The following is a 23,216-nucleotide window of genomic DNA, read 5'->3' on the forward strand; positions in this document are numbered from 1 at the left end:
AAACAACGGCCGCGGTGCGGTGACGATAACCGCACCGCGGCCTGGTCGCACGGTATTACTTCAGGATTTTGCCGGCATCGATCACATCCACGCCCTGCATCTGCCCGAGCAGGTTGTCGAACCAGGGCTTGTGCGTGGCGCCGACGATCGACAGCACGCGCGCGCCGGGGTAATCGGCGAATGCCGCGCGGATATTGGCGACCATGCGCAGATTGCGTCCCTCCCAGCCGGCCACGTACAACTGGCCGTAGTGCTGCGGCGAGGTTTCGCGCATGGCCGCGCCGAAGTCGGCGTCGATCTTCAGGCGCTGCGCTTCGGGTGTGTTGATCAGCCGGTACAGCGCCAGCATTTGCGATTGCTCCGTCAACGTGTCCTGCTGTTTGCGCGAGGCCAAGGCCGCCGCGCCGGCGCTGTCCCAGGCCTTCTGGATCGCCTTGCCGTAACGTTCCGGGTCGTCGATATAGACGTTATCGCCGGTGTGGTCGTCGACCGCGTACAGCCGTTGCAGCCCCAGCCGTACCGCCACAGGCGCGGCGATCTGGAAGCTCTCGTTGTTGCGCGTTTCGAACCTCTGCAGCAGCGCCACCAATGCCGCGTCCAGGCCGTCGCCGACATGGCGTTCGGACTTGGGCAGGTACAACCACTGCACAAACGCCGACGCGCTATCGTTGGCGGCCAGGAAGGTCGCCGCCAATCGCCGCCGCTGCGCCGGCGTGGGTTGCGCCGGCCAGGTCTTTAAGGTCTTGCGCACTTCGGCGATGGCCGCGGGCACGTCCAGCCCGGTTGCGGCCCGCGCGGGCGAGGGGTCGCGGCAAAACCGGTCCACGTCCTCGGGCGCGTACACGGCCGGGTGGCGCGCGACGAGGTCGCAGCCTTCACCGGAGATCGCCTCGATGGTGATCAGCTCGGGCTTGAATGCGGCGAGCCGGTCGAGCAGCGGATCCAGCGACTCGGGCTTGAAGCTTTTCGGCATCTCCGACAAATGCACCGAGCCCAGCACCAGCACCTGCGCGCGCGGCCCGGCCATGCCGGTGTCGAGCTTGGACAGGTCGACTTTCGGCTGGGCCATGGCCGGGCCGAACAGACTCAGGGACAGTCCTGCGATGACGAGTAGTTTGCGCACGGTCTTGCTCCGATGGGCGATGGGGGTGAGGTTTACGCGCGAGCGGTTGCGGTGGCGAATCAGCGCGCAGCCGCGCGCTGGGTCGGTTGATACAGCGCGGCGATCTGCGCAATGAAGCGCTCGGGATTCGCGCCGACCAGGTTGGTCAGCACGATCACCGCGAGCCGATCGTCCGGATAGACGATAAACGCCGCGCGCGCGCCACCGATACCCGCGCGTTGCGGATTCGCGGCCGTGCCGAGCACCGGCCAGCCCGCCGACCAGCTGCCGTCAGCGCCGCTGCTCAATTTCTCCGGCGTCCACATGCCGCGCAAGCTGGCGGCGTTGATCAGCCGGCCGTCCGACAGCGCGACGATCCAGTGCGCGACTTCATCGGCGGTGGTCTGGATGCCGCCGCCCGCCCACAGGCTCGGCGGCATGTCGTAGAACCAGTGCGAGAGGCGCTCGGCGCTGCCCGGGTCGTCGGTCTTGCGCGGGAAGTAGCTGTAGATCGTGGCCGCGCCGGGAACTAGATCGTAACTGTCGCCGAACTGCGTAGACGGCATGCCGACGATGGCGAACTGATGCTGCGAAAGGTAACGCTCGTACGGCATCTGGCTCTGCCTGGCGATGATGCGGGCGAGTAGGGCGTAGTTGACCTGGTTGTACTCGAAGCGTTCGCCGACGGCCGCCTGCACCGGCCGCTGGTACACCAACTTCCACGCGTTCGACTCGGTGCCGCCGCCGATCAGTCCCTGCTCATCGAGGATGTCGGGCAGCCCGGAGGTATGCGCGAGCAACTGGCGCACGCGCACCGCGCGCCAGGCTTCGGGCAGATCGTCGAGATAACGCGACACCGGCGCGTCGAGGTCCACCAGCCCGGCTTCAGCCAACTGCATCATCGCCACGCCGGTAAACGACTTGGTCGCCGAGTTGAGCGGGAACAATGTGGTCCGGGTCGCGGGCAGACGGTTTTCGACATTGGCCAGGCCGTAGCTTTCCGACAGCACCACCTTGCCGTCCTTGACCACCGCGATCTGCAGACCCGGAATGCGTCGCTCCTTCATCGTCTTTTGAATCAGTTGCCGAGCCTGCGTGTTGGCCCGGCCCAGGTCCGTGGCCGCCGCGCCGAGCCACGGACACGACAACAACATAGCGACGACGATCGTCATGACACGGTACGGTCCGGATGACATGCAGCTTCCTCGGGCGAGCTCGCCAGTGACAGGAAGGTTTGGGATGAGGCCGGCCGCGAAATGGTTTAAAGCGCTGCGCGCAGGCGAACGATCGGACTCGAGGCGATCGCCCGCCGCGGGCAGACCTTCGATCGATTTGCGTGGATCGCCCCGTTGGCCTTGCCGCGCCGCGCGGTGATGCCGGTCAGCCGGCGGCGATCGCGCGCGCCGAACTGCGTCGCCGCGCACACATCGCGCCGGTCCGCGCGCCTACGATCGAGCGGCCATGCAAGGCGCCATGCCGGATGCGTCCGCCGGCGAAGAAAATTTCAGGAGGCTTCGATGAAACCGCAGGCAATCAGCACGCTGGCTTTGGCCGCATTCGTGTTCGGCATGTCGATGTTCGTCAGCGCAAACGCCGCGACCGATGTGTGCAAGCGTTGCGAGCAAAATTACGAGTCGTGCCTGAGCAGCGGCGGGGTCGATCCGGCCTATTGCTTCTCGTCCTACCTGGCCTGCCTGAGCTACGGCGACGGCCAGCGTCCTTGCCCGGCGCCGCGTTGAGCCACTGCGGGGCGATGCGCGGCCGCGATTGAGCCGGCGCTCGCCGAGGAGGCGAGCTGCGCTAACCGCAAGAACCGTCAGCGCGACTGGATCGCGATGCGATTGCCTTCGCTGTCGCTGATCTCGGCGACCATGCCGCGCTCGGTGACCGCGGAGGCCAGGAACAGGATCGTGCTGCCCAGCGCGACGGCTTTGTCGAGGGTCGCGCCGACGTCGTCGACGCTGAAATAGACCACCGCGCCGGTCGTCGCCGGCGCATATTCCGGACCTTGCGCGAGCGCGCCGCTGGCGCCGTCGCGGCCCGGTTCGAACGGGAAATACGCCATCGTGCTGTCGTGGACCTGCACGGTCCGGCCGAACGCGATGCCGAAGACACTGCTGTAGAAACCGATGGCGCGATCCAGGTCGAGGACCGGAATCTCTACGTGGGCAATCAGGTTCATGGCGCGCGATCGTGAGGAAACGGCGGGCACTATAGCCCGCGCGCTGTCCCATCGCCGCTCAGCGGCCCAGCCGTGCGGCGCTAGCGCGAATCGCCGACCGAGAACGAGCCGACGAAGCGGTACTGCGAGGCCGGACAGATCAGCCGCACATAACTGGCGACCTGGCTGCGCGACCAGGTACGCCGGGTCAGCACCAGCAGCGGATCGCCTTCGTGCACGGCCAGTTGCGCGGCCATGCGCTTCTGCGCGACTTCGGCTTCGATGATGTGCTCGGTGCGTTCCAGCGGCGCGACCCGCATCAGGTATTGGTGCGGAAGCTCGACGTGGAAATCCAGGTCCAGGTACTCCGGCGCGCAGGCCGGATTGACGAAGCGATCTTCCAGTTGCAGCGGCTTGCCGTTGGCGTTGTGCAGCAAGCGGGTGTGGAACAGCTCGCTGCCCGGCGTCAGCGCGAACTGCGCGGTGACGGTCGCGCGCGCCTGCACCGCCTCGCAGGTCAGCACCTGCACGCTGTGGGTCTGGCCGCGCGACACGATCTCGTCGCGGATGCTGCGCACTTCGAACATCGCCGATTCCGCCTTCGGCCCGGCGACGAAGGTGCCCACGCCCTGGACCCGCTCAAGCACGCCACTGTCGGTCAATTCACGCAGCGCGCGGTTCACGGTCATGCGCGAGATGCCGAACTTCTTGACCAGATCGTTCTCGCTGGGGATGCGGCTGGCAGGCTTCCAGTCGCCGGCGGTGACATGCCGAAGAATGTAGTGCTTGAGCTTGAGATAGTGCGGCTTGGGAGCGTCCATGCGCCGTAGCATTACAGGTCTATACAACCGCGCCAACGGCCGCGCATGCTGCGCCGCGATACGTTTGACAGTGCTTGTATAGGCATGTTATTGCTGTGGTATATACAAGCTTCCGGTCTCGCTACACGCTCATGCCGTCGCTCCGCGTGCTCCTGCGAATTGCCCTTATTCTGGTGCTCTGCACGGACGGAATCTTCAGCGCGTGGGCGGCGACGCGGATGGCGGTCAATGAGCTGGGTCGCGGTACCCAGAGCGGCGCATCGCATCATTCCAACGCGACCACGGCCAAGGCCAAAGTAAAAGCCGCCGACACCGCCAATGGTGTTGATGCGAGCAAGCGAACCGCCGGCCAGGATCCCGCTTCGCCGCTGGCCCATCACGACGACTGCGATTGCGAAGGCCTGTCCGGCTGCGCTTGCAGCTGCATGCTGACCTTCTTCCCCGGGCGCAACGCGCCCTTGTTCGCCGCCCAGCACCTGCTGGCCTCGGCCTATCTTGCCCAGCCGTTGCTGCCTGCGGTGGGCGAGGAAATCTCGCGACTGTTCCGACCTCCGATCGCCTGATCCTGTTCGGTCGCCTTAGGCGACATTCCGCCGCGCCCTTGGCATTCGCTTGGTTCCCGATTGGGGGCCGCGGGCCGGCTTCGAACACGTCATACCTTTCGGGGAGAGAGAACCCATGTTTTTCAAGCGCGACCCCCTCGCGGCGGCCGTAGGCCTGCTGCTGTGCGTTGGTTTTGTTCCGTCGTCATTCGCCCAGGACAGCGGCGCGCAAGCGGCCGAGCAAGCCAACGAGCAGACCACCGGGCAAGCCACCACGCTCGACGCGGTGCAGGTCACCGGCAGCCACATCAAGCGGCTGCAGTTGTCCGGCGTCGGCCCGGTCACCGTGCTCGACGCCGAAGCGATCGAGCGCTCCGGCGCGACCTCGGTCGACACCTTGCTTCAGCGTCTGCCGGCCTCGGCCGGTTTCGCCGGCAGCCAGTCCAACGCGTACTGGGCCGAGAACGGCTACGGCACCAGCCAGGTCAATCTGCGCGGCCTCGGCATCAACCGCACCCTGGTGCTGTTGAACGGTCGCCGCGTCGTCAACGGCGGCACCGGCGCCAACAGCTCGGTGGATCTCAACATGATCCCGGTGGCGTTGATCGAGCGCATCGAAGTGCTCAAGGACGGCGCCTCGGCGATCTACGGCGCCGACGCCGTCGCCGGCGTGGTCAACATCATCACCAAGAAGAAATACGACGGCGCCGAGGTGGCGGTGCGCTACGGCCAGACCTTCGAGAACGACGGCGACGATGCCGCGTTCGATCTGGTCTGGGGCACCCACAGCGAGCGCGGTTCGCTGATGGCCGGCCTGAGTTACTCCGAAGGCGGCACGGTCAACATGGCTTCCCGCGCGCCGTGCGGGCTGGGCGAAGTCGACGGCCGTCTGGAATGCGTCGGCAGTTCGACCACGATCGGCGGCCGCGCTTTGCTCGCCGACGGCCGCCGCATCAACTTCAATCAGGTGCTGGGCGGCGACGGCAATTTCTACGAGCCGTACTCGGCCGCCAAGCACAACTACAACGGCAACCCGACCCTCAACGCGGTCAACCCGATCAAGCGCATCAGCGCCAGCATGCTGGGCGACATGCAACTGAGCGACGACCTGAGCCTGTTCACCGAACTGATGTACACCAATCGGCAGTCGGACCAATTGGCCGCGCCGGGCGGACTGGGCGTCTACCGTCCGATCAACATCGCCGCCAATCACCCGACCAATCCGACCGGGCAGAACCTGCTGTTGCAACGCAGGCGCCTGGAAGAAGCCGGGCCGCGCGAGTTCTTTCAGGAAACCAATACCTTCCGCGCGGTGGTCGGGCTGGAAGGACGGCTGGGCATGAACTGGGACTGGTCGGCCGCGATCAACTGGGGCCGCAACACCGGCACCGACGGATCGACCAAGGTCGCCAATCTCGACCGCGTCGACAACACGCTCAACCCGGCGATCTGCAGCAATGCGCCGGGCGCCGCGATTCCGTGCGGCGATTACCTCGGTTACGGCGATATCTCGCAGAAGGTGCTGGACTACATCCTGTTCACCACTCGCGATCACGGCGGCAACGAGCAGAAGAGCTTCACCGCGAATCTGAGCGGCCAGTTGTTCGAACTGCCGGCCGGCTGGGTCGGATTCGCCTCGGGCATCGAGGTGCGCAAGGAGCGCGGCTGGCGCGATCCGGATCCGCTGACCATCCTGGGCATCGCCAACACCAACCAGCAGGACGCCATCGCCGGCGAGTACACCGCCAAGGAAGCGTTCGCCGAATTCGCCGTGCCGCTGCTGCAGGGCCGCGCGCTCGCCGAATCGCTGACCTTGAACCTGGCCGTGCGCTATTCGGACTACGACCTGTTCGGCGAGGACATCAACTACAAGGTCGGGCTGGACTGGCAGGTGGTGCCGTCGCTGAAGTTGCGCGCCAACTACGCGACCGCGTTCCGCATCCCCAACATCCCCGAGCTGTTCGGCGGCATCGCCGAAGGCAACCTGACCACCACCGATCCGTGCAGCGGCTGGGCCAGCCAGCCGGCCGGTTCGCAAGTGCGGCAAAACTGCCAGGCCTACGGCGTGCCGGCCGGTTACGTGCAACCGGGCAACACCATCCTGACCACCTCGGGCGGCAACAAGAACCTGGAACCGGAAGACGCGCGTTCGCTGACCCTCGGCGCGGTGTGGACGCCGGGCTTCGCCCCGGGCCTGACCTTGACCGCGGACTACTTCAACATCCGCATCGACAATGCAATCCAGCGCATCGACGGATCGACCAAGCTGGCGATCTGCTACAACACGCCCGGCCTGGCGCATCCGTTCTGCGGCAACGAGAACTTCACCCGCAACCCGATCACCGGCGAAGTCGATTTCCTGTCCTCGCAGCCGGTCAACGCCGCCGACGAGAGAGTGTCGGGCATCGACCTGGGCGGTCTGTACGAGTTCGACCTGGCCGGGTTCGATTCCAGCTTCAGCCTGGACGTGTCGTACCTGGACAGGTACGACGTGCGGCCATTCCCGAGCGCCGAGGTCATCCACTACGCGGGCAAGATCACCGGCGGGCGCGGCAGCTACACCCACTGGCGCGCGTTCACCTCGTTGACGATGAGCCGCGATGAATGGTCGGGCAGCTACAGCCTGCAGTACATCGGCAAGGCCGACGACATCAACGCCGCGCGTGGCGATATCGGCGATCACTCGCCGAGCGTGAGTTACCACAACGTGCAGCTGAAGTACTCGCCGGTGAAATCGTTCGACGTGTCGTTCGGCATCGACAACCTGTTCGACAAGAAGCCGCCCTTCATCCAGAGCTATACCGACGCCAACACCGACACCATGACCTACGATTTGCTGGGTCGGCGTTGGTATGCGCGTTTCGGTTATCGCTGGTAATCGACGGTGCCCGTTCCATCGGCGCGAGCCGGTGGGGCGGGCAGGGTATCCAGGCATTGCGAGACATCTTATGAAACCCGCATTCTGGGCGCGCCGCGCCCACAAGTGGATCGGCCTGATCGTCGGCGTGCAGGCGCTGCTGTGGATGATCAGCGGGGTCTACATGACCGTCGTTCCACTCGAGATCATTCACGGCGATCACCTCGCCCACGCACATAGCGAATCGCTCGCCGCGGCCACGCCGCGGATCGGGCAGGCCGCTTTGCTCGATCGTTATCCGGACATCACCTCGGTCAAGCTCAAGCGCCTGCTGGATCAGGAGGTGTACGAGATCAGGCAGGAGAAAAATGGGCAAGACAAACAAGCCGCGTTGATCGACGCGCGCAGCGGCGCGAAGATCACCCCGCTGGAACGCGGAACGGTGGTCGCGCTGGCGCGCAAGGCCTACCAGGGCGAAGCCGAGATCGTCGGCGTGGAATGGGTAACCAAGGCGCCGCAGGAAGTGGCGAAACGGCCGGTGCCGATGTGGGCGGTGCGTTTCGCCGACAGCGGCGCGACCACGTTCTATTTTTCGCCCGACACAGGCGATCTGCTGGCGCGTCGCCACAGCTTGTGGCGCTGGTTCGATTTCCTGTGGATGTTCCACATCATGGATTACCAGGCGCGCAGCGACGTCAACAACACCTTGTTGCGTATCGCCGCGTCGGTCGGCCTGCTGTTCGCCCTGAGCGGCGCCTGGCTGGTGTTCTACAGCTTTCGCTGGAGGCGAACCGCATGACGCCCTGGATGCGTTGGCTGCATAAATGGGTCGGCCTGCTGATCGGCCTGCAGTTCGTGCTGTGGATGGCCAGCGGCCTGATGATGGGATTGCTGCCGCACGACGAAGTGCAGGGCCACGAGTTCCGCGCGCATGAGCACGCGCCGCGCGCCTGGCCGGCGGATGTGCTTGAGGCGGGCGAGGTGTTGCAGCAAGCCGGCTCGGCGCAGGTGATCGTGTCGGGCTGGCTGCTTGATCGCCCGGTCTATCAGGCGCTCGACGGAAAGCGGCAGCGTCTGTTCGACGCCCGCACCGGCCGCGCCGTGGTCATCGATCGCGAACTCGCGCGCGAGTTGGCGGTGGCTTCGTACAACGGACCCGGCAAGCCGCAGACGCCGATCCTGCTGGACTGGACCCAGGAAGTCCGCGATCACGACGCGCGTTCGTGGCGGGTCGACTTCGACGATTCGCAGGACACGACGGTGTACCTGTCGGCGCAGACCGGCGAGGTACTGGCGCATCGCAACAGCACCTGGCGTTTGTTCGATGTGTTCTGGATGTTGCACATCATGGATTACGCCAATCGCTCGAACTTCAACAACCCGCTGGTGATCGGCGCCGGTATCGGCGGGCTGTGGCTGGCGTTGACCGGCGTGTGGCTGCTGGTCGCCAGCTTCCATCTGCGCGAATTCGTTCCGCAGCGCTGGCGCCGCGCGCGCGAGCTGACCGTGTACGCACCCAACGGCAGCAAGTTGCGCACGGTCAAGGCCGCGGCCGGCGACAGCGTGTATGTGGCCTTGGCGCGCAACGGCCTGCAACTGCCGTCCAACTGCGGTGGCGGCCAAAGCTGCGGGCTGTGCGAGGTGCGTTATCGCGGCGTGCCGCCGGCGCCGACCGCGGCCGACCGCGCGCATCTGAGCCAGAGCAAGCTCAAGATCGGTCATCGCCTGGCCTGCAATCTGCCGCTGGAGGCCGATATGGAGGTCGAAGTGGCCGGCGGCGCGAGTCTGTGGACCGAGCACGAGGCCACGGTCGAGCGGGTCACCGCGATCACGCCGTTCCTGCGCGAGATCGTGCTCAAGCCGGTGCAGCCGCCGGGGCCGGAGTACCAACCCGGCGCCTATCTGCAGGTGCATGTGCCCGACTACGAACTGCCTTGCGATCGCATCGTCCGGCCGGACGAGCATCACGGCGACTGGGCCGCGCTGGACTTGCCTGATACCTTGTCCAACCGCGAGGCGGTGCGTCGCTCGTACTCGTTGTCTGTGCCGATCGACGCGACCGACGGACGTCTGACCTTGCTGGCGCGGTTCAGCCCAGGGCGGCAGGATCGAAAACGTCAGCCACCGGGCAAGGGTTCGACCTATCTGTACACCTTGCAGCCCGGCGACCGGGTCAACTTCAGCGGCCCGTTCGGCGACTTCGCGATTCGTCCGAACGGGCGCGAGAAGGTGTTCATCGGTGGCGGCGCCGGCATGGCGCCGTTGCGGGCGATGATCCATTCGCTGCTCAGCCAGGGCGCGCAGGAACGCATCCACTACTGGTACGGCGCGCGGGTGCTGCGCGATGCGCCGTACGTGGATGAGATGGCGTTGCTGGCGCAACGCAACGGCAACTTCAGTTGGCATCTGGTGCTGTCCGAGGCGGCCGAATGCGACGATGCGCTGGTACGCGGCTTGGTGCATGAGGCCGCGCATGATCGACTGCTGAAGGATCATCCCGCGTTGCTGGATTGCGATTTCTACCTGTGCGGCCCACCGGCGATGCTGGCCGCGACGCGGCAGTTGTTGCATCGCCTCGGCGTGCCCGATGAGCAGGTGGCGTTCGACGACTTCAAGATCTGAGGCTTACGGTCGATGCAACGTTGACGGAATGGACTCACGGGCCGTCGCGGAACGGCTCGTGAGTTGCTTGGTTGAATGGACAGGTCGGGCCGCGAAATGGCCCGGCCTTTTCCTCATAGTGCGCAGTGATCGGACGGCCGCCGCAACGCGGCAGTCGCAGGAATCTCACTCCTGCCGGAACAACAAACTCAGCGCCGGCAAGGCTTCGAGAAAGTCGCGCGCGTTGAAGGCCTCACCGGGCGCGACGACACCTCTCGCGTGGCTGCGTCCGTCGCCGATGCGCTGCAGCGCCTCCACGATCAACGGCGCGGTAATCGCATAGATGTCGCGTCCGCTCGCGCTGGCATGGCGGGCTTGTCCGTTCCTGCGAATCACGGTGTCCATCACGAACAGCTGCGACGAACGTCCCTGCGCATCGGTCGGCACCGGTGTCGGCGTGTTTGGATCGCGCAGATCCTTGAGCGGTGCGAGATTCATGTACGAATGCACTTCGTCGCTGCGCACGTGCCGCGACAGGGTGATGATCTCCGACAGCGGCACCGCGACCACTTCCTGGGCAGCGAACGGCTCGGGGAAGGTCCATTCGCGCGTCGGCGTCGGATCGGCGACGAATGCGAGCGCGCCGTTCGACACCACCCGGCGCCGGTAATGATTGCGCTCGCCGGTCAGGCGCGTGCCGACGGTGGGATGCCAGCTGTCGAGCGCGACCGCGATCTCGATGGCCTCGGCGTCCGGCCAGTCGCCCAGCGCCGCGGTGGCGAGCAGGTCGGCGAGGCCGCCGTAGAACGCCATCGCCGGCAGGATCGTGATGCCGGCGGCTTTCGCCGGTTCGGCGAAGCGCTCGTAGATGTCGATCACCGCCTGCTGTTCGGCGCAGACGTCCAGGTAGTGGATGCGTGCGCGCAACGCGGCTTCGATCACCGGCGCCGCGGTGTCCAGGAACGGCCCGGCGCAATTGATCACCGCCGCCGCGCCGGCGAGCGCGTGGTCGAGCGAGGCGGCGTCTTCGATCGACCCGGGCCGTTGCTCCAGTCCGGGAAACGCCAGGCCGAGCGCGGCCAGCTTGTCCGCGTCGCGGCCGGACAGGATCGGCGTCCATCCGCGCGCGACGAGTTCGGCGACGACGAAACGGCCGGTATGGCCATAGGCGCCGAACACGGTGACGGTTCGATTGGGGGTGCTCATGCGTGGCTCCGGGAGAGTTGCGCCAGGAAGGCGTCCGTGGCGCTGTTCGAGGCGTCATGAGACCAGCCGCGCGCGGAGGCGGCTATCGAAATCTTTAGCGATCCTCGCGCGCGCTGTCGATGGCGCGGCTGCGCGGCGCTGTTCGACTAACCCGGCGACCTGGGCCTCGCCTTGAGTTCGCCACGCTGCCACTGCGCGTAGCGCTCATCGATCAGCGGCGCGATCGCGTCGTAGTTCGCCCAGTCGTCCTGGGTCATTCGCGTGGGATCGTCCTGGAAATGGTTGGAGATTGCGAATGCCTTGTTGATATCGGACACCCAGCGTTGCTCGTCCGGCAGGCCGATGCCGTTGTAGTACAAGGCCACGAACGCGAGGAACTGCGGCCGGACGTCGCCGCTCCACAGCAGCCGCGCGCAGGGGCCGTGCAGGAAGGCCAGCGGCGTGATCGAGCGATCGCGTAGTGGTTGCAGCGCCTGCGCGTCGAATCGCTGCTCGTCCAGCAGACCGTTCAAGCCGCACCAGACGGTGAAGAAGGCGTCCTCGACATAGACCAGTGGCTTGGTCTGTTCGTATTCGGCGTAGGCGGAGACGAAGTCCGACTCTTCATCCAGCTCCATCCAGATCCGGTCGAACGCGGGCTGATCCTCGGGGAACAAGGCATAGCTGGACGTCGTCGCGGCGAGCTTGACCAGCGGGCCGGGCGCTTCGAAATTCCAGTACGGAATATCGCGCGAACCGCGCAGTTCGAAACTCGCGATCGCATCGAGCTCGGGCTTGCTCAGGCCCCAGCGCAGGCCGCCGGGCAGCGGGCCGGTGTAGGCCGGATCGATCATGATCTGGGTGATGTAGTTGATGTAGGCGCGCTTTTCCCTGCGCTCGGGCCAATACGGCCGGTGCTTCGGCGTCGGTTTGCACGTCACCGAAAGGCCGTGCTGTTTCGAGGCGGTGTGATCGTAGAGGTTGCGCGGCGTCACCGCGCGCAGCGGCTTGGCGCCGATGGCCTCGATCAGCGCCAGCGCGGGTGGGCTGTCGATGCGTTGGCCGATGGCGGCCACCATCAAGGTCCAGATTCGATCGTCCATCGACACGGTGCGGCTCCTTGAGCGTTCGGTGTGTGTCCATTCGGCTCCGCGCGCCGCGGTCGTCGCGATGCGCGGGACGCCGAGGGAAAATACGCGAGCGGGCAAGTCGGAATCAATCGCGAGCACGCGTGTCCAATCATTTCGCCGCGGCGGCTCGCGGCTCCTCGTCCCATTCGGCATAGGCGAGGAACGACTTGGCCAGTCCGATCCGGGTCAGGTATTCGCCCAGTCCATTGTCGACACGCAACGCGCGTCGCGGGCCGAGAAAAATCGATTGCAGGTTCGGCAGCGGAAAGCTTTCCGCATGCGGGTCGCTGTATTTCGCCCGCAGGCTCGGATAGGACGGCCACACCCACGGAACCTCCGCGCGCCAGTGACGCCGGCAGCCATCGGCGGTTTTGTTCTGGGTTAGATGCACGCTGCCGTAATACAGGCCAAACACCGAATCGGTCTGACTGCGGTCGGGCATGTAGAACGTCGCGCTAGAGACGCGTTGTCCATCGAGGCAGGGCAGGCCGGCGACGCGTTTGTCCAGCAGCGCCATCTGCGCGCGGACCTTGGCGTTACCGGTGAAGATGGCCGGATGCAGGCGATAGTCGCGACCCGATCCGTCGAGGTAGTGATCCATCATGCGACCGGTCTGCCGCGCCAGGATCACCAGCTTTCCGCCGCTGGCCAGGGTCCGGTAGAAATCGCCGAGGAATTGCTTGTCCTGCGCACTCATAGGCGCGCGCCGAATCGCCGCGTCCTCCAGACCATCGATGCGCCGCTGCAGTGCATCGCGGCCGATGCCGGTGGCGAGAGTGAAAGCCAGGCCGAAACGCGGCCCCGGAAACTGCCGCCATAACCCCGCCAGTACCAGCAGCATCGCCACCAGCACATACCAGCGGCGTCGGATGCGCCTTCTGTTCGCCGCGACGGGAGCGTTCAATGCGCCATCCAGGATTGGCCGAGACGTGATGATAAACGTTGCGACGACTGACGCCGCGATCATGAGCGCCGCGCGCGCCGTTGCGTCCGCACGACAGCGAGCGAGGATGCCGGCGACCGGTCGCGCACCATGAGATCGACACCGCTCGCGGCGAGCGCCGCTGCATGCATCTGATCGCGCAGCCTGCGTGAAAGGCCGAAACGCGCCGGCCGTCACTACCGAACCAACCCGTGTGGACACGATTTTCGCCCGGGCCTACCATCGGCCGGCCCGTCAATGAGTGACCGGGCGGTAGGGAAGCACACAACTAAACGGAGATTTTCATGAAGATGCAGCGACGCACCACCGCGGCCCTGGCCGCATTCGTCTTCGGCTGTTCGATGTTCATGAGCGCCAGCGCGGCCACCAATGCATGCACCCGTTGCTGGAACACCTACGATGCCTGCATCGCGGCCGGCGGCGGCATGCAATGCGAAACCAATCTGATCACTTGCCTCAAGCGCGGAGACGGCACCCGTCCCTGTCCGCTCTGACGCTTGCCGGTGACGCCCGCGGCCCGCCTCGGGTCGCGGGCGTCGCCTCGGCCGCGACGGTGCGGCTAGGGCTTGGAGTGTTTGGCGTGGTTGTCGACGGCGAGTTCGTACGCGGGCTTGGGGTCGAACTTCTGCTGCAGGAATCGGCCGCTTTCGATCAGGGCCTCGGCATCGCCGGCGAAGGCTTCCTGCGCGATCTTCTTCAACGACGCATCCAGCAATTGCAGCTGATCGGTTAAGGTCTGCGCGGCGGTGCGTCCGTCGTCTAGGGCCTGCATTTTCGCGAACGCCGGCGGAAGGCGGAGATAGCTGGCAAGCATGTCCGGCAGATAGCGGCGCAGGGTTTCCTGGATGGTGAAAGCCGATTGCGCCGACAGCGCGCTGGAATCCTTCAGCGTGCGCAGGCGCGGCAATAAGTCGCGCAAGGTGTTCTGGATGCTGCGCAGCGATTCCAGCGCCGCGGGCGGCAAGGCCTTGGCGACCTGATTCACCAGCCGATCCAGATGCTGCACCAGTTGATCGGCTGAGACTTCGCTGTTCGCCACCGCATCGGCCAGGGTGCTGCGCGGCCAGCCGATCGCGCCGGCGGCGTACAGCCCGGCCACGATCAACGGCCAGCCCGCGCCGATCACCCCGGTGAACAACAACACCAGCCCGATCGCGCCCAGGCAGCAGCCGACGATATTGCGGGTGCTGTACAGGTACAGCCGCAGCTTGTTCGCGGTGGGAAGGGCGACTGGCTTATCCATCGATCGATGCTGTCACTGGTAACCGCGGATGTCCTTGAACACCAGCGCGAGCGATTGCGACTTCGCGTCGAAGGCCTTGCCGCCGGTGGCGTCGGCCAGCGACTTCATTTCCGAGGCGTCGGCCTCGCCGAAAATGATCGGGAACACCCGGATCGACTTGACCGCGTCGTCCTGGCGCTCGCGCCAGCGCAGAAATTCCTGCAGTTCGATGCCTTCGTTGTTTTCGCCGTCGGTCATCAGCACCACGGTGTAATAGCGGTTTTCCGCACGGCTGCGTTTCTCGCTGGCGAGTTCGAGCAGGGCCTGGCGCACGCTGTCGTAGATCGCGGTGCCGCCGTTGGCGGCCATCGGTTCCACCGCGGCCTTGATCGCCGCGAGGGTCGCGCGGTTGCTGTCGGCGCCGCTGCCCATGTCGAACGTGCGGGTCGGCATCGGTTGGCTGGAAAACGGCAGCAGGCCGATGCGTTCGCGGTTCTGGAAGCGCGCATAACGCGAGCTCAGCGAGGCGCTGTCGCCGCCGGCCAGGGTGTTCATCGCCGTCTTGAGCTGGCCCAGACGGTCGTCGCGTTCCATCGAGCCTGACAGGTCGAGCACGTAACGCGAGGTCGACGGGATGCGCATGTCGGCGAGGAAACTGTCGAGCAGGCGATCGATGACCTGCGGCTGGCCGGGGAACGGCAATTCGATCAGGGTGCGGTTGGGAATCTCCGCCGCCGCGGTCGCGTCCGGACTGACCGGGCGACGCAGGGTCGCGGCCGACAACCTGGTCTGGAATGCGGGCGAGCGCAGGTACGCGACCAAGGTGTCGTAGTCGCCGCGCTTGCCGGCGTCGAGCAGCATCAGCGGATAGTCGGCGGTGATGATGCCTTCCTTGGGATACACCGGCACCAGCGGCTCGGGCAGCTTGCCGCCGTGATTGAGCGACAGGATCACCGACTCGTAGTTGATGAGGCCGTCGGCCTTGGACGGATCGGCGGCGTAGGCGTCGGCCAACCAGCCCGAGGAGCCGGCGGTCATGCGCTGGCCCTGATAGAACGCCTTGAGCGCCGGATTGGCGACATCGGCTTCGGTCAGCGCATCGGGATTGGAGGCCAGCGCCGCGGCGATGCCGATCACCGCGGTGAAGCCGGTGTTGCTCGCGGTCGGATTGGTCATGCCGAAGGTGAAGCGGCCGCTGCCGGCGGCGTCGGCGATGTCCTTCCAGGTCGGGTCGGTCTTGTCCCAGCCCAATGCGGCGGCCTTGGACGCTTTGACGCCGAGGATCACCGGCGACAGCATGATTTTTTCCTGCGCCTTGATCCGCGACTTGAGCGTCGGATTCATCGCCAGGTATTTGCCATGGCTCACCCACACCGCATCGAAGGCCTCGCCCGCGTTGAGCCGATCGATCGCGTCGAGCGTGCCCGAGTAGGTGAAGCGCACGTCGATGCCGGTCGCCTTGCGGATGTCGTCGCCGAGTTGGGTATCGACGTCCTTGATCTCGGATCCAGCCAGCACGGTGAACGCGCGTTGCGGCGCGGCGTCGCTGTCGGTCGGCGCAGCGTCCTGCGCGCCGCCGCACGCGGCCAGAACGGACACGGCCACGGCGGCGGCGAACAGGCGTAGAAATCGGGTCATGGCAGTCATTCCTGACAAGGCGGGTCCTGGCGAAGTCGCCGGCGAAATCAGAGCGCCACCGGACCTGCGGGCGCGGCGGTCGCGTGCTGCATCGCCGCGATCGCGGTGCCTTCGCGGTTCATGCGCGCCTCGCCCTTGTCGATCAGGGTCTTGAGGTTGCCGATGTTGACGCCCATGGTCTGGATCGCCTTGCCGCGGAATTCGTCCATGCGGTCGAGCGCGGCGAAGGTGGTGTCGAACGCGGTCTGCAGTGCCTGCACGCCGATCAGCGGATTGCTCTGGAATTCGGCGACGCGGTCGACGTGCTGGCCGAACTGGGTCGAAGTCGAGGCGATCAGGCCTTCGATCGCCTTCGAACTTGAGGCCAGCGCATCCATCACCTTGATCTGATAGCCCTGCGCGCGCGCCAAGGTCACCGCGATCGACAGGCTGGACATGCCGATGGTCGCCATGCGGTCGCAGCCGTTGCGCAGCTCGCGCCCGGTCTTGCGCAGGCCTTCGAGCATCTTGTAGCCGTTGATGCAGACCAGGATCTGGGTCTTGATGTCCTGGCTCGCCTGGCGCACATAGAACAGCACTTCCTGTTCGACCGCCTTGGCGCGCGCCGGATCGGTCGCCTTCAGGCCGTCGATCGCCGCCGACAGCTTGGCGTCGAGTTCGTTGGCGAACAGGTCGGCGGCCTTGAGCCGGGTCAGCGCTTCCAGCAGCTTCTGCATGGTGGCGTACAGCGCCTGGTCGTCGCGCGCGAGTTCGTCCTGCACGCCGTACAGATGATCGATGGTCTTGCGGATCGAATCGCCGGCCGCGTCGAACCGCAGCAGGTAGGCGCGCAACTTGTTGCCGAACGGGATCAGGCCGAGCAGCTTGTGCACGCCGAGCAGATCGCCTTCCTTCGAGGGGTTGAGGTCCTCGAACAGCATGCGCATCTCGCTCATCACCTTGAACGCCGGGCTGTCGGCGTCCTTGACGAAACTCTTGTCGAGGAACTTGTTGGTCAGCAAGGTGCTGTCGCCGATCTCCTTGCGGCCCAGGCGGAACGCGCTGTCGACGCGGCTGCGGAAATCCTCCGAATGCGGATCGAGCGTAAGCAAGTCCTGGATGAAGCCGTCGGCCTGCGACAACAGCTGCGTGCGCAGCTCGTCCTTGAACGGGATCATCGCGCTGGCCTGATCGGGCTCGCGCACCACCGCCACCGGTTCGGGCATGTCCAGGGTCAGCACCGAGGTTTCTTCCGGCGTCTGCGACGAAGTCTGCATGGTCATGGGATCAGTGTCCGAGAGTGGATTCGATGCGGGAGATCATGCGTTCGAGCAAGTCGTAGGTCGGCGGATCGACCACGTCGACCAGGGTCTGCGGCACGTCGAGCTTGCGGGCCTTGGCCTGCGCGAACAGCGCGCTGTTGTCGGTGCCGCGCAGGCCGTAACGGTGGGCGATCGCCTGGATGCGCGGGTCGCGTTCGAACACCTGCGCGAAGCGCTCGCCCTTGTCGCTGATCGCGACGATGGTGTGCTTGGTCAGGATGGTCGGCTGCGGGTACAGCAGGACCATGTTCGGGTCCACGCTGGGATGCTTGAAGGCGTATTCGAGGAACTGCTGCTCGTAGATCATCACCAGCGGGCTCTTGCCGAGCTTCATGGTCACGTAGTCCTCGAACGGACCGGACGAACTGGCTTCTTGATAGCCCTGCTTGGCGAACAGATGGACCAGGCGATCGGCGACGCCGTCGGCGACGGTTTCGGTATCGACCACGTTGTCGCCGTTGGCCAGATAGCTCGCCAGCGCCAGGTACATCGCCGCCGAGTTGCTGGTGCGCACATCGGTGCTGGTGATCAACACCGACTTGCTGACCGCGTAGTTCGGATTGGGCTGCAGTTCCTTCCAGCGCGCGCCCTTTTCCATCAGCTCGACCAGCTTGCGCATGTCGACGATGAAATAGGTGCCGCCCTCTTGATGGACGATGCCGTTGCCTTCCAGAGTCGGCAGCAACTGCTTCCAGCTGGCCACCGCCATGGGCGTGTAGAAGCTGTTGTAGAGGCGGCGCGAGCCGGTGACCGCGGCGATCTTCTTGGCCGCGGCCGCGCCGGCCGGGTAGGCGACGTCGAATTGCTTCAGGTCGGGGCGGGTCGCGATCTCGCGCGAGCCGGCCTTCTGCACGTCCAGCGCGATGCCTTCGCCGGCGAGGATGCGGGTCAGTTCCCGGTCGCGCAGGAAGTCGAGTTTCTCCGAGCCGGTCAGCACCCGCACGGTGATCTGGCGCGCGGCCGTGGCGTTGTTCGCGGCGGCCTGTTGCGCGGCCTGGTCGCCGGCGCGCTTGTCCTTCGCCGAGAACACTACCCCGGCGGCCACGCCCAGCAGAAGCAGGACGGCCAGACCGGGTCCCAGGAATTTCTTCATCAGCACGTCCCCTGTGTGTCGATTGCGGATCAGCCCGATTGGCCGCGTTGGCCGCGGGTGTCGTCGTCGGCTTCCAGTCCGGCGATCGGAATCCCCTTGCTGCGGCAGTGTTCGATCGCCAGTCGTTCCATCAGGTTCGACATGCTGCGGTTCTCCATGCCCGCCGCGACCTCCAGCGCCTCGCGGACGCCCGGCTGAGTGCGGAAGGTGGTGACCACGGTGCGGTTGGCGGCTTTCGGCATCGAACCGAATACGAGTGAGTGCGCAATGGCAGACATTGGACGCCGGTTGTATTTCAGTTTCATGGCAGTTGTGGTCCGCCGCGTACGCACTCGCGATGGAGCGTGCGGAAGGTCAGGGCGAGGCATGGGGCCGGGCGCCGTTGCCAAATCCGGATCACGTCCGGGGTCTCAAGCCTGGATCGTCATGTGCGCGGTTGTGTTCCGCATGAGCGCTTAAAGCATGCCGATGCGCTCAAGGCCGGACCGGCGCATCGCCCTCGTTCGCGCCATCGCAGACCGGCCGGGGCACCGCGGCCAGCGTGCTAGCCTTCGCCGACACGGCCAACACCCGGGTCCGAGATGGGCCGCGGATCGATGAAGGGATGCTCATGAAACAAACAGGTGCTTGGCTTGTGCTCGGCGCGGTCGCGATGTTCGCCGCGGCGCCCGTCGCCGCTGAGGACGTATCGGATTTCGGCCCCAGCGTCGATACGTCCTCGCGCAGGCTCAATCCGGCGAAATATCCGTCGCAGGCGATCGAAGCCTGCGTCGACGGCACGGCGATCGTGCTGGTGGACGTCGACAAGTTCGGCGAGTTCAACAAGGCGACGATCGAACGGTCGGCCGGCCAGGCCTATTTCGACGAGGCGGCGCTCGAGGCGGCGAAGCATTGGCGGTACAAACCCGCCATCGAAAACGGCCAGCCCGCGCCGGGACGGATCCGCATCCCCGTGGACTTTCCGGTGTACGAGGGGTGCTGGGCTTCGGTCAAAGTCGATGTCGAAGCGCGGCCCGACAGCGCCTCGATGAAGGCGAATCCGCCGAAGTGGCCTGCCGCGGTCAAGGACGACAAGCTGCGCGGCAAGGTCGTGCTGCTGATCCAGATCGATCGCGACGGTGGCAGGAAAAACCTGAAAGTCGGCGTGTCCAGCGGCCATGGCGATATCGACGACGCGGCCATGCTCGCGGCGCTGCAGTGGTTTTATCGGCCCGCCGTACTCGACGGCAAGCCGGTCGCGTCGGTGCTTCACTGGCCGGTGTTTTACGGGCAGAAGACGCCGCCGCCCTATCGTTGATGCGGCGCGAACGCGCGGCCGTTATCGCGGCCTCGCGCGCACCGACCTTCCCACGTCAGTAAGCATGCCGCGCGCTTCGCGATGGGTTATCGTGCGGCGATGTCCGCATCGACTGTCCTGCTGCGCGTGCTGCTGAGCCTGATCCTGGTCTTGAACGGGATCTGGACGGCGCACGCGTCGGTGCGTCTGCCCGTCGAAATGACGATTCCATCGGGCAAGCACGCGATCGGCGCGGTGGGTGACGCCGCGGCATCGCACTGCGCCGGACATGGGTCGGCGATGGCGGCGAATACGCACAACGCGGGCTTCCCCGATGCATCCGCCACTGCGCCAGAGCCTTGCGATCCCGCCGCGCCGGACTGCTGCCAATCCTCGGCATGCCAATGCGCCTCCCCTCAGGTGTACGCGTCGCTGATTCCCGACGTGTCGCAGGCGTCGCTGCTGGCCGCGCACGATCGCGTGACCGCGGCCTTGGCGCTCGCTTACCCAGCGCCGGCCTTGCCTCATCTGATTCGGCCTCCCATCGCCTGAGCATCCGTCGGCGCATTGCGCGCCCATGTCGCCGCACCCGGCCCGCCTGTCGCGCGGGATGGCGGCGACGCTCGTGTCCGTGTTCAACGGACATCTATAGACGCATATGGAGTTCCCATGTCATTCGATTCCATTGGCGGTCGCGCCGCGGCCGCCGACACCTGTGTGGACATGCCAAGCCCGCGACATCACCTAAACCGCCTCCGACAACCGAAGACCGTCATGCGCATCGTCATTGATTTTCCGACTGATCACTCATCGGTCATTGCGAACAAACAGCAGGGAGAACGGACATGCGAATGAGCCATACCGCGGGACTGTCGTTGTTGTTGGCAGCCGGGCTGGTCTTGAGCGCCTGCGCCCGGCCGCCGGAGACCTCGCTGGCGGCGACGCCGGTTTCGGCAACCGCAACGGCATCGGCTCAGCGGTCGGCCGCCGCCGACACCTTGCCGCGCGTGCTGGTCCACAAGAGCCCGACCTGCGGCTGCTGCGGCCTGTGGGTCGATCACCTGCGCCAGGCGGGGTTTCCGGTCGAAGTCCGCGATCAGGACAATATCCATCCGCTCAAGCAACGGCTCGGCATTCCGTTCGGCAAGGGTTCGTGCCACACCGCTCAGATCGACGGCTACGTGATCGAAGGCCACGTTCCGGTCGAGGACATCAAGCGTCTGCTCGCCGAGCGTCCGCAGGCGCGTGGCCTTACGTTGCCCGGCATGCCGGCCGGATCGCCGGGCATGGAAATGCCGGACGGACGCGTGGAGCCGTACACGGTGGAGCTCATCGCCACGGACGGAAGCACCCGGCCATTCGCCCAGCATGGCGGCGCCGGATCGCGGTGATCGTTTCGCCGCCGGTGCACCGGGACGTCGCGCATGCGGAGGTCCCGGCGCGCTGGCGGCAACGTTTCGGCACGCATGCATTCGAACACCGCGCGTGGATCGCGGCACTTGTGCTGCGAGGTTTGCAGCGCCGATGATCGCCGGCGCGCCCGCCTCGATGCGCGGCGCGCATGTGGTCCGCGGTGCGGTAGCGCGATTGCATGCAGTTCACGACCTCACCCGCACTGTCCCGTTTCGACCCATGGAGGTCATGATGTTGGCGTTTTCGCTCGTTCTTGCGACCGCATCCGCGGTGGCGCCCGCCGCACCCGTCGCCGATCCGGCCACGATCGCCGCGATCGAAGCGACCTGCTTCGATTATGTGGACGGTCAGCTCGAAGCGAACCCGGAGCGGGTTGCGCGCGCACTGCATCCGGACCTGGCCAAGCGCGCGGTGATCGGCGATACGCCTTATGAGCGGCTTGGTCTGCGCCGCATGTCGAAGGAAGAACTGGTCGTGCTGACCAAACAGGGCGCGCTGAAGACGCCGAAAGAGCAATGGAACCGGACTTGCCGGGTGCTCGACGTGACCGACGAAGCCGCATCGGTGCGGCTGGAAACGCCGTGGTTCGTCGACTATTTCCATATGGGCCGGTTTGACGGCAAATGGATCATCGTCAACGCGCTGTGGCACAGCAAGCCCAAGCGTCAATGAGGCGGGCACGATGATCCACACGCCATGATCGATCTGCACCCGCTGCGTCCGCTGCGGTTTTCCGCCGCGCAAATCGGCGTGCCCGATCGGCTCAGCGCGGCCAGCGGCATCGTGGTCGTCGGCGATGTCCTGTACGCGATCGCCGACGACGAATTGCACCTGGGGGTCTTCGGTCTCGCGGGGCGACACGATGCAGGCTGGGTGCGGATCTTCGCGGGCGACTTGCCCGACGATGCGGCCGCGCGCAAGGCGCTCAAGCCCGATCTCGAAGCGCTGGTCCGTTTGCCTGCGTTCGCCGGTCATCCGAGCGGCGCGCTGTTGGCCCTGGCTTCGGGCTCCAAGCCGAACCGACGGACCGGTGTATTGCTCGGTCTGGACGCATCGGGTGCATTGAGCGGCCCGCCGCGACTGGTCGATCTGTCCGCGCCGTACACGACGTTGCAGGCGCGTTTTCCCAGCTTGAATATCGAAGGCGCGGTGGTGCGCGGCCAGGAACTGGTGCTGTTGCAACGCGCCAGCGGCGGGCATCCGGAAAACGCGCTGATCGGTTTTCCGCTTGCCGATGTGCTGGGTGCCTTGGGCGGCGTCGATGAGTTGCGTCTTCCCGAGTTGCCAGCGCGCATCGTCACCGTCGAGCTGGGCCGGGTCGATGGCGTTCCATTGGGTTTCACCGACGGGTCGGCGTTGCCCGACGGTCGGATGGTTTTCAGCGCGGTCGCCGAGCATGTCGACGATACCTATCACGATGGTCCTTGTATTGGCGCGGCGATAGGGATCGCCGACGTCGAGGGGAACGTGCAGCGGGTCGAACCGGTGAATCCGGTGCAGAAGATCGAGGGGGTCGATGCGCGTATGGAATCGGACACTATCCGATTGCTGTTGGCGACGGATGGAGACGATCGCAGGGTTCCGGGTGGATTGTTCGATGCTTCGCTTGTGCCTTAGCCACTGAGTCGGCGTTCCTCAAGCGACGCCTGTAACGCGTTAGCAAAGGGCACCGAAGGGTGACGGGCATAGGTACGCGTCACCCGTGCCATGACAACGTTATTGGAAGCTACGACGTAGTCGAATTCCCGCGGTCGCGGCTCGCGCCGCTCCTACAGGTAGGCCGTGTCGCTTTTGCTTGAGCCTGAAGCCGCGCAGTTCATCCAGCGCTGCGAAGCCACGGACTCGCGTTAGCAACAGCACACCCGAAAGGCGGCGTGCAGGATGCACGCCGTGCGCCACCGGGACATGGATGTCCCGTGTGGCGCATGCCT

The 23,216-nt window shown here is 65.7% G+C and carries 23 protein-coding genes; 11 read left to right on the forward strand and 12 right to left on the reverse strand.

The window, feature by feature from the left end; all coding sequences use genetic code 11:
- Positions 1-55: 55 nt before the first annotated feature.
- Both ASD86_RS09610 and ASD86_RS09615 read right to left on the reverse strand, forming a co-directional pair.
- On the reverse strand, positions 56-1,069 hold the full coding sequence (locus ASD86_RS09610; RefSeq protein ID WP_056109815.1) for a DUF5694 domain-containing protein: 1,014 nt from the start codon (positions 1,067-1,069) through the stop codon (positions 56-58).
- Between the two features lie 113 nt (positions 1,070-1,182).
- Positions 1,183-2,256 carry a serine hydrolase domain-containing protein gene (locus ASD86_RS09615; protein WP_082578295.1) on the reverse strand — a complete coding sequence of 358 codons (1,074 nt, stop codon included), beginning with the start codon at positions 2,254-2,256 and terminating at the stop codon, positions 1,183-1,185.
- Positions 2,257-2,619: 363 nt separating this feature from the next.
- On the opposite strand from ASD86_RS09615, the gene ASD86_RS09620 reads away from it, so the two are divergent.
- The gene (locus ASD86_RS09620) at positions 2,620-2,841 is read left to right on the forward strand and encodes a hypothetical protein (protein ID WP_056109818.1); all 222 of its coding nucleotides are present in this window, start codon (positions 2,620-2,622) and stop codon (positions 2,839-2,841) included.
- 77 nt (positions 2,842-2,918) lie between these two features.
- Here ASD86_RS09620 and ASD86_RS09625 read toward each other — a convergent pair whose 3' ends face one another.
- Both ASD86_RS09625 and hutC read right to left on the reverse strand, forming a co-directional pair.
- Positions 2,919-3,284 (reverse strand): VOC family protein, encoded by a 366-nt coding sequence (locus ASD86_RS09625; protein WP_036115630.1) that lies wholly within the window; start codon positions 3,282-3,284, stop codon positions 2,919-2,921.
- A gap of 80 nt (positions 3,285-3,364) precedes the next feature.
- Entirely contained in the window at positions 3,365-4,084 is a 720-nt protein-coding gene (gene hutC / locus ASD86_RS09630) for a histidine utilization repressor (protein WP_056109819.1), read from the reverse strand.
- 131 nt (positions 4,085-4,215) lie between these two features.
- On the opposite strand from hutC, the gene ASD86_RS09635 reads away from it, so the two are divergent.
- The 4 genes from ASD86_RS09635 (at position 4,216) to ASD86_RS09650 (ending at position 10,105) form a co-directional block, all read left to right on the forward strand.
- A complete protein-coding gene (locus ASD86_RS09635) occupies positions 4,216-4,647 on the forward strand; it encodes a CopL family metal-binding regulatory protein (protein WP_157476392.1) in 432 nt (143 codons plus the stop codon).
- 115 nt (positions 4,648-4,762) lie between these two features.
- The gene (locus ASD86_RS09640; protein WP_056109824.1) at positions 4,763-7,504 is read left to right on the forward strand and encodes a TonB-dependent receptor; all 2,742 of its coding nucleotides are present in this window, start codon (positions 4,763-4,765) and stop codon (positions 7,502-7,504) included.
- Between the two features lie 70 nt (positions 7,505-7,574).
- Complete coding sequence (locus tag ASD86_RS09645; protein WP_056109826.1) at positions 7,575-8,282, forward strand: PepSY domain-containing protein; 708 nt, start codon at positions 7,575-7,577, stop codon at positions 8,280-8,282.
- On the forward strand, positions 8,279-10,105 hold the full coding sequence (locus ASD86_RS09650; protein WP_056109828.1) for a 2Fe-2S iron-sulfur cluster-binding protein: 1,827 nt from the start codon (positions 8,279-8,281) through the stop codon (positions 10,103-10,105). The genes ASD86_RS09645 and ASD86_RS09650 overlap by 4 nt, the downstream gene beginning before the upstream one ends.
- A gap of 165 nt (positions 10,106-10,270) precedes the next feature.
- On the opposite strand, the gene ASD86_RS09655 is transcribed toward ASD86_RS09650, so the two are convergent.
- The 3 genes from ASD86_RS09655 to ASD86_RS09665 form a co-directional block, all read right to left on the reverse strand.
- Entirely contained in the window at positions 10,271-11,290 is a 1,020-nt protein-coding gene (locus ASD86_RS09655; RefSeq protein ID WP_056109830.1) for a saccharopine dehydrogenase NADP-binding domain-containing protein, read from the reverse strand.
- 146 nt (positions 11,291-11,436) lie between these two features.
- Positions 11,437-12,372, reverse strand: a complete 936-nt coding sequence (locus tag ASD86_RS09660; RefSeq protein WP_056109832.1) for a hypothetical protein — start codon at positions 12,370-12,372, stop codon at positions 11,437-11,439.
- 136 nt (positions 12,373-12,508) lie between these two features.
- On the reverse strand, positions 12,509-13,543 hold the full coding sequence (locus ASD86_RS09665; RefSeq protein WP_157476394.1) for a hypothetical protein: 1,035 nt from the start codon (positions 13,541-13,543) through the stop codon (positions 12,509-12,511).
- Positions 13,544-13,626: 83 nt separating this feature from the next.
- On the opposite strand from ASD86_RS09665, the gene ASD86_RS09670 reads away from it, so the two are divergent.
- Positions 13,627-13,836, forward strand: a complete 210-nt coding sequence (locus ASD86_RS09670) for a hypothetical protein (RefSeq protein WP_046658463.1) — start codon at positions 13,627-13,629, stop codon at positions 13,834-13,836.
- A 65-nt stretch (positions 13,837-13,901) separates the two neighbouring features.
- On the opposite strand, the gene ASD86_RS09675 is transcribed toward ASD86_RS09670, so the two are convergent.
- Genes ASD86_RS09675 through ASD86_RS09695 form a run of 5 tightly spaced genes read right to left on the reverse strand, consistent with a single transcriptional unit; the run spans position 13,902 to position 18,838 of the window.
- Positions 13,902-14,585, reverse strand: a complete 684-nt coding sequence (locus ASD86_RS09675) for a hypothetical protein (protein ID WP_056109835.1) — start codon at positions 14,583-14,585, stop codon at positions 13,902-13,904.
- 12 nt (positions 14,586-14,597) lie between these two features.
- A complete protein-coding gene (locus tag ASD86_RS09680) occupies positions 14,598-16,202 on the reverse strand; it encodes a VWA domain-containing protein (RefSeq protein WP_056109837.1) in 1,605 nt (534 codons plus the stop codon).
- A gap of 47 nt (positions 16,203-16,249) precedes the next feature.
- Entirely contained in the window at positions 16,250-17,464 is a 1,215-nt protein-coding gene (locus tag ASD86_RS09685; RefSeq protein WP_056109839.1) for a toxic anion resistance protein, read from the reverse strand.
- A 4-nt stretch (positions 17,465-17,468) separates the two neighbouring features.
- Positions 17,469-18,596 carry a hypothetical protein gene (locus ASD86_RS09690; RefSeq protein ID WP_056109840.1) on the reverse strand — a complete coding sequence of 376 codons (1,128 nt, stop codon included), beginning with the start codon at positions 18,594-18,596 and terminating at the stop codon, positions 17,469-17,471.
- Positions 18,597-18,625: 29 nt separating this feature from the next.
- Entirely contained in the window at positions 18,626-18,838 is a 213-nt protein-coding gene (locus ASD86_RS09695) for a hypothetical protein (RefSeq protein ID WP_056109842.1), read from the reverse strand.
- 299 nt (positions 18,839-19,137) lie between these two features.
- Between ASD86_RS09695 and ASD86_RS09700 the strand changes: the two genes are divergently transcribed.
- The 5 genes from ASD86_RS09700 (at position 19,138) to ASD86_RS09720 (ending at position 22,902) form a co-directional block, all read left to right on the forward strand.
- Positions 19,138-19,893 carry an energy transducer TonB gene (locus ASD86_RS09700; RefSeq protein WP_157476396.1) on the forward strand — a complete coding sequence of 252 codons (756 nt, stop codon included), beginning with the start codon at positions 19,138-19,140 and terminating at the stop codon, positions 19,891-19,893.
- A 99-nt stretch (positions 19,894-19,992) separates the two neighbouring features.
- The gene (locus tag ASD86_RS09705) at positions 19,993-20,424 is read left to right on the forward strand and encodes a CopL family metal-binding regulatory protein (protein ID WP_162253644.1); all 432 of its coding nucleotides are present in this window, start codon (positions 19,993-19,995) and stop codon (positions 20,422-20,424) included.
- Positions 20,425-20,723: 299 nt separating this feature from the next.
- Positions 20,724-21,263 carry a DUF411 domain-containing protein gene (locus ASD86_RS09710; protein ID WP_200957224.1) on the forward strand — a complete coding sequence of 180 codons (540 nt, stop codon included), beginning with the start codon at positions 20,724-20,726 and terminating at the stop codon, positions 21,261-21,263.
- Positions 21,264-21,516: 253 nt separating this feature from the next.
- A complete protein-coding gene (locus tag ASD86_RS09715; protein WP_056110673.1) occupies positions 21,517-21,957 on the forward strand; it encodes a nuclear transport factor 2 family protein in 441 nt (146 codons plus the stop codon).
- A gap of 24 nt (positions 21,958-21,981) precedes the next feature.
- Positions 21,982-22,902, forward strand: a complete 921-nt coding sequence (locus ASD86_RS09720) for a hypothetical protein (RefSeq protein ID WP_056109848.1) — start codon at positions 21,982-21,984, stop codon at positions 22,900-22,902.
- Positions 22,903-23,216: the final 314 nt, after the last annotated feature.

The organism is Lysobacter sp. Root690 (assembly GCF_001427785.1).
In the GTDB taxonomy this organism is placed as follows: Bacteria; Pseudomonadota; Gammaproteobacteria; order Xanthomonadales; family Xanthomonadaceae; genus Lysobacter.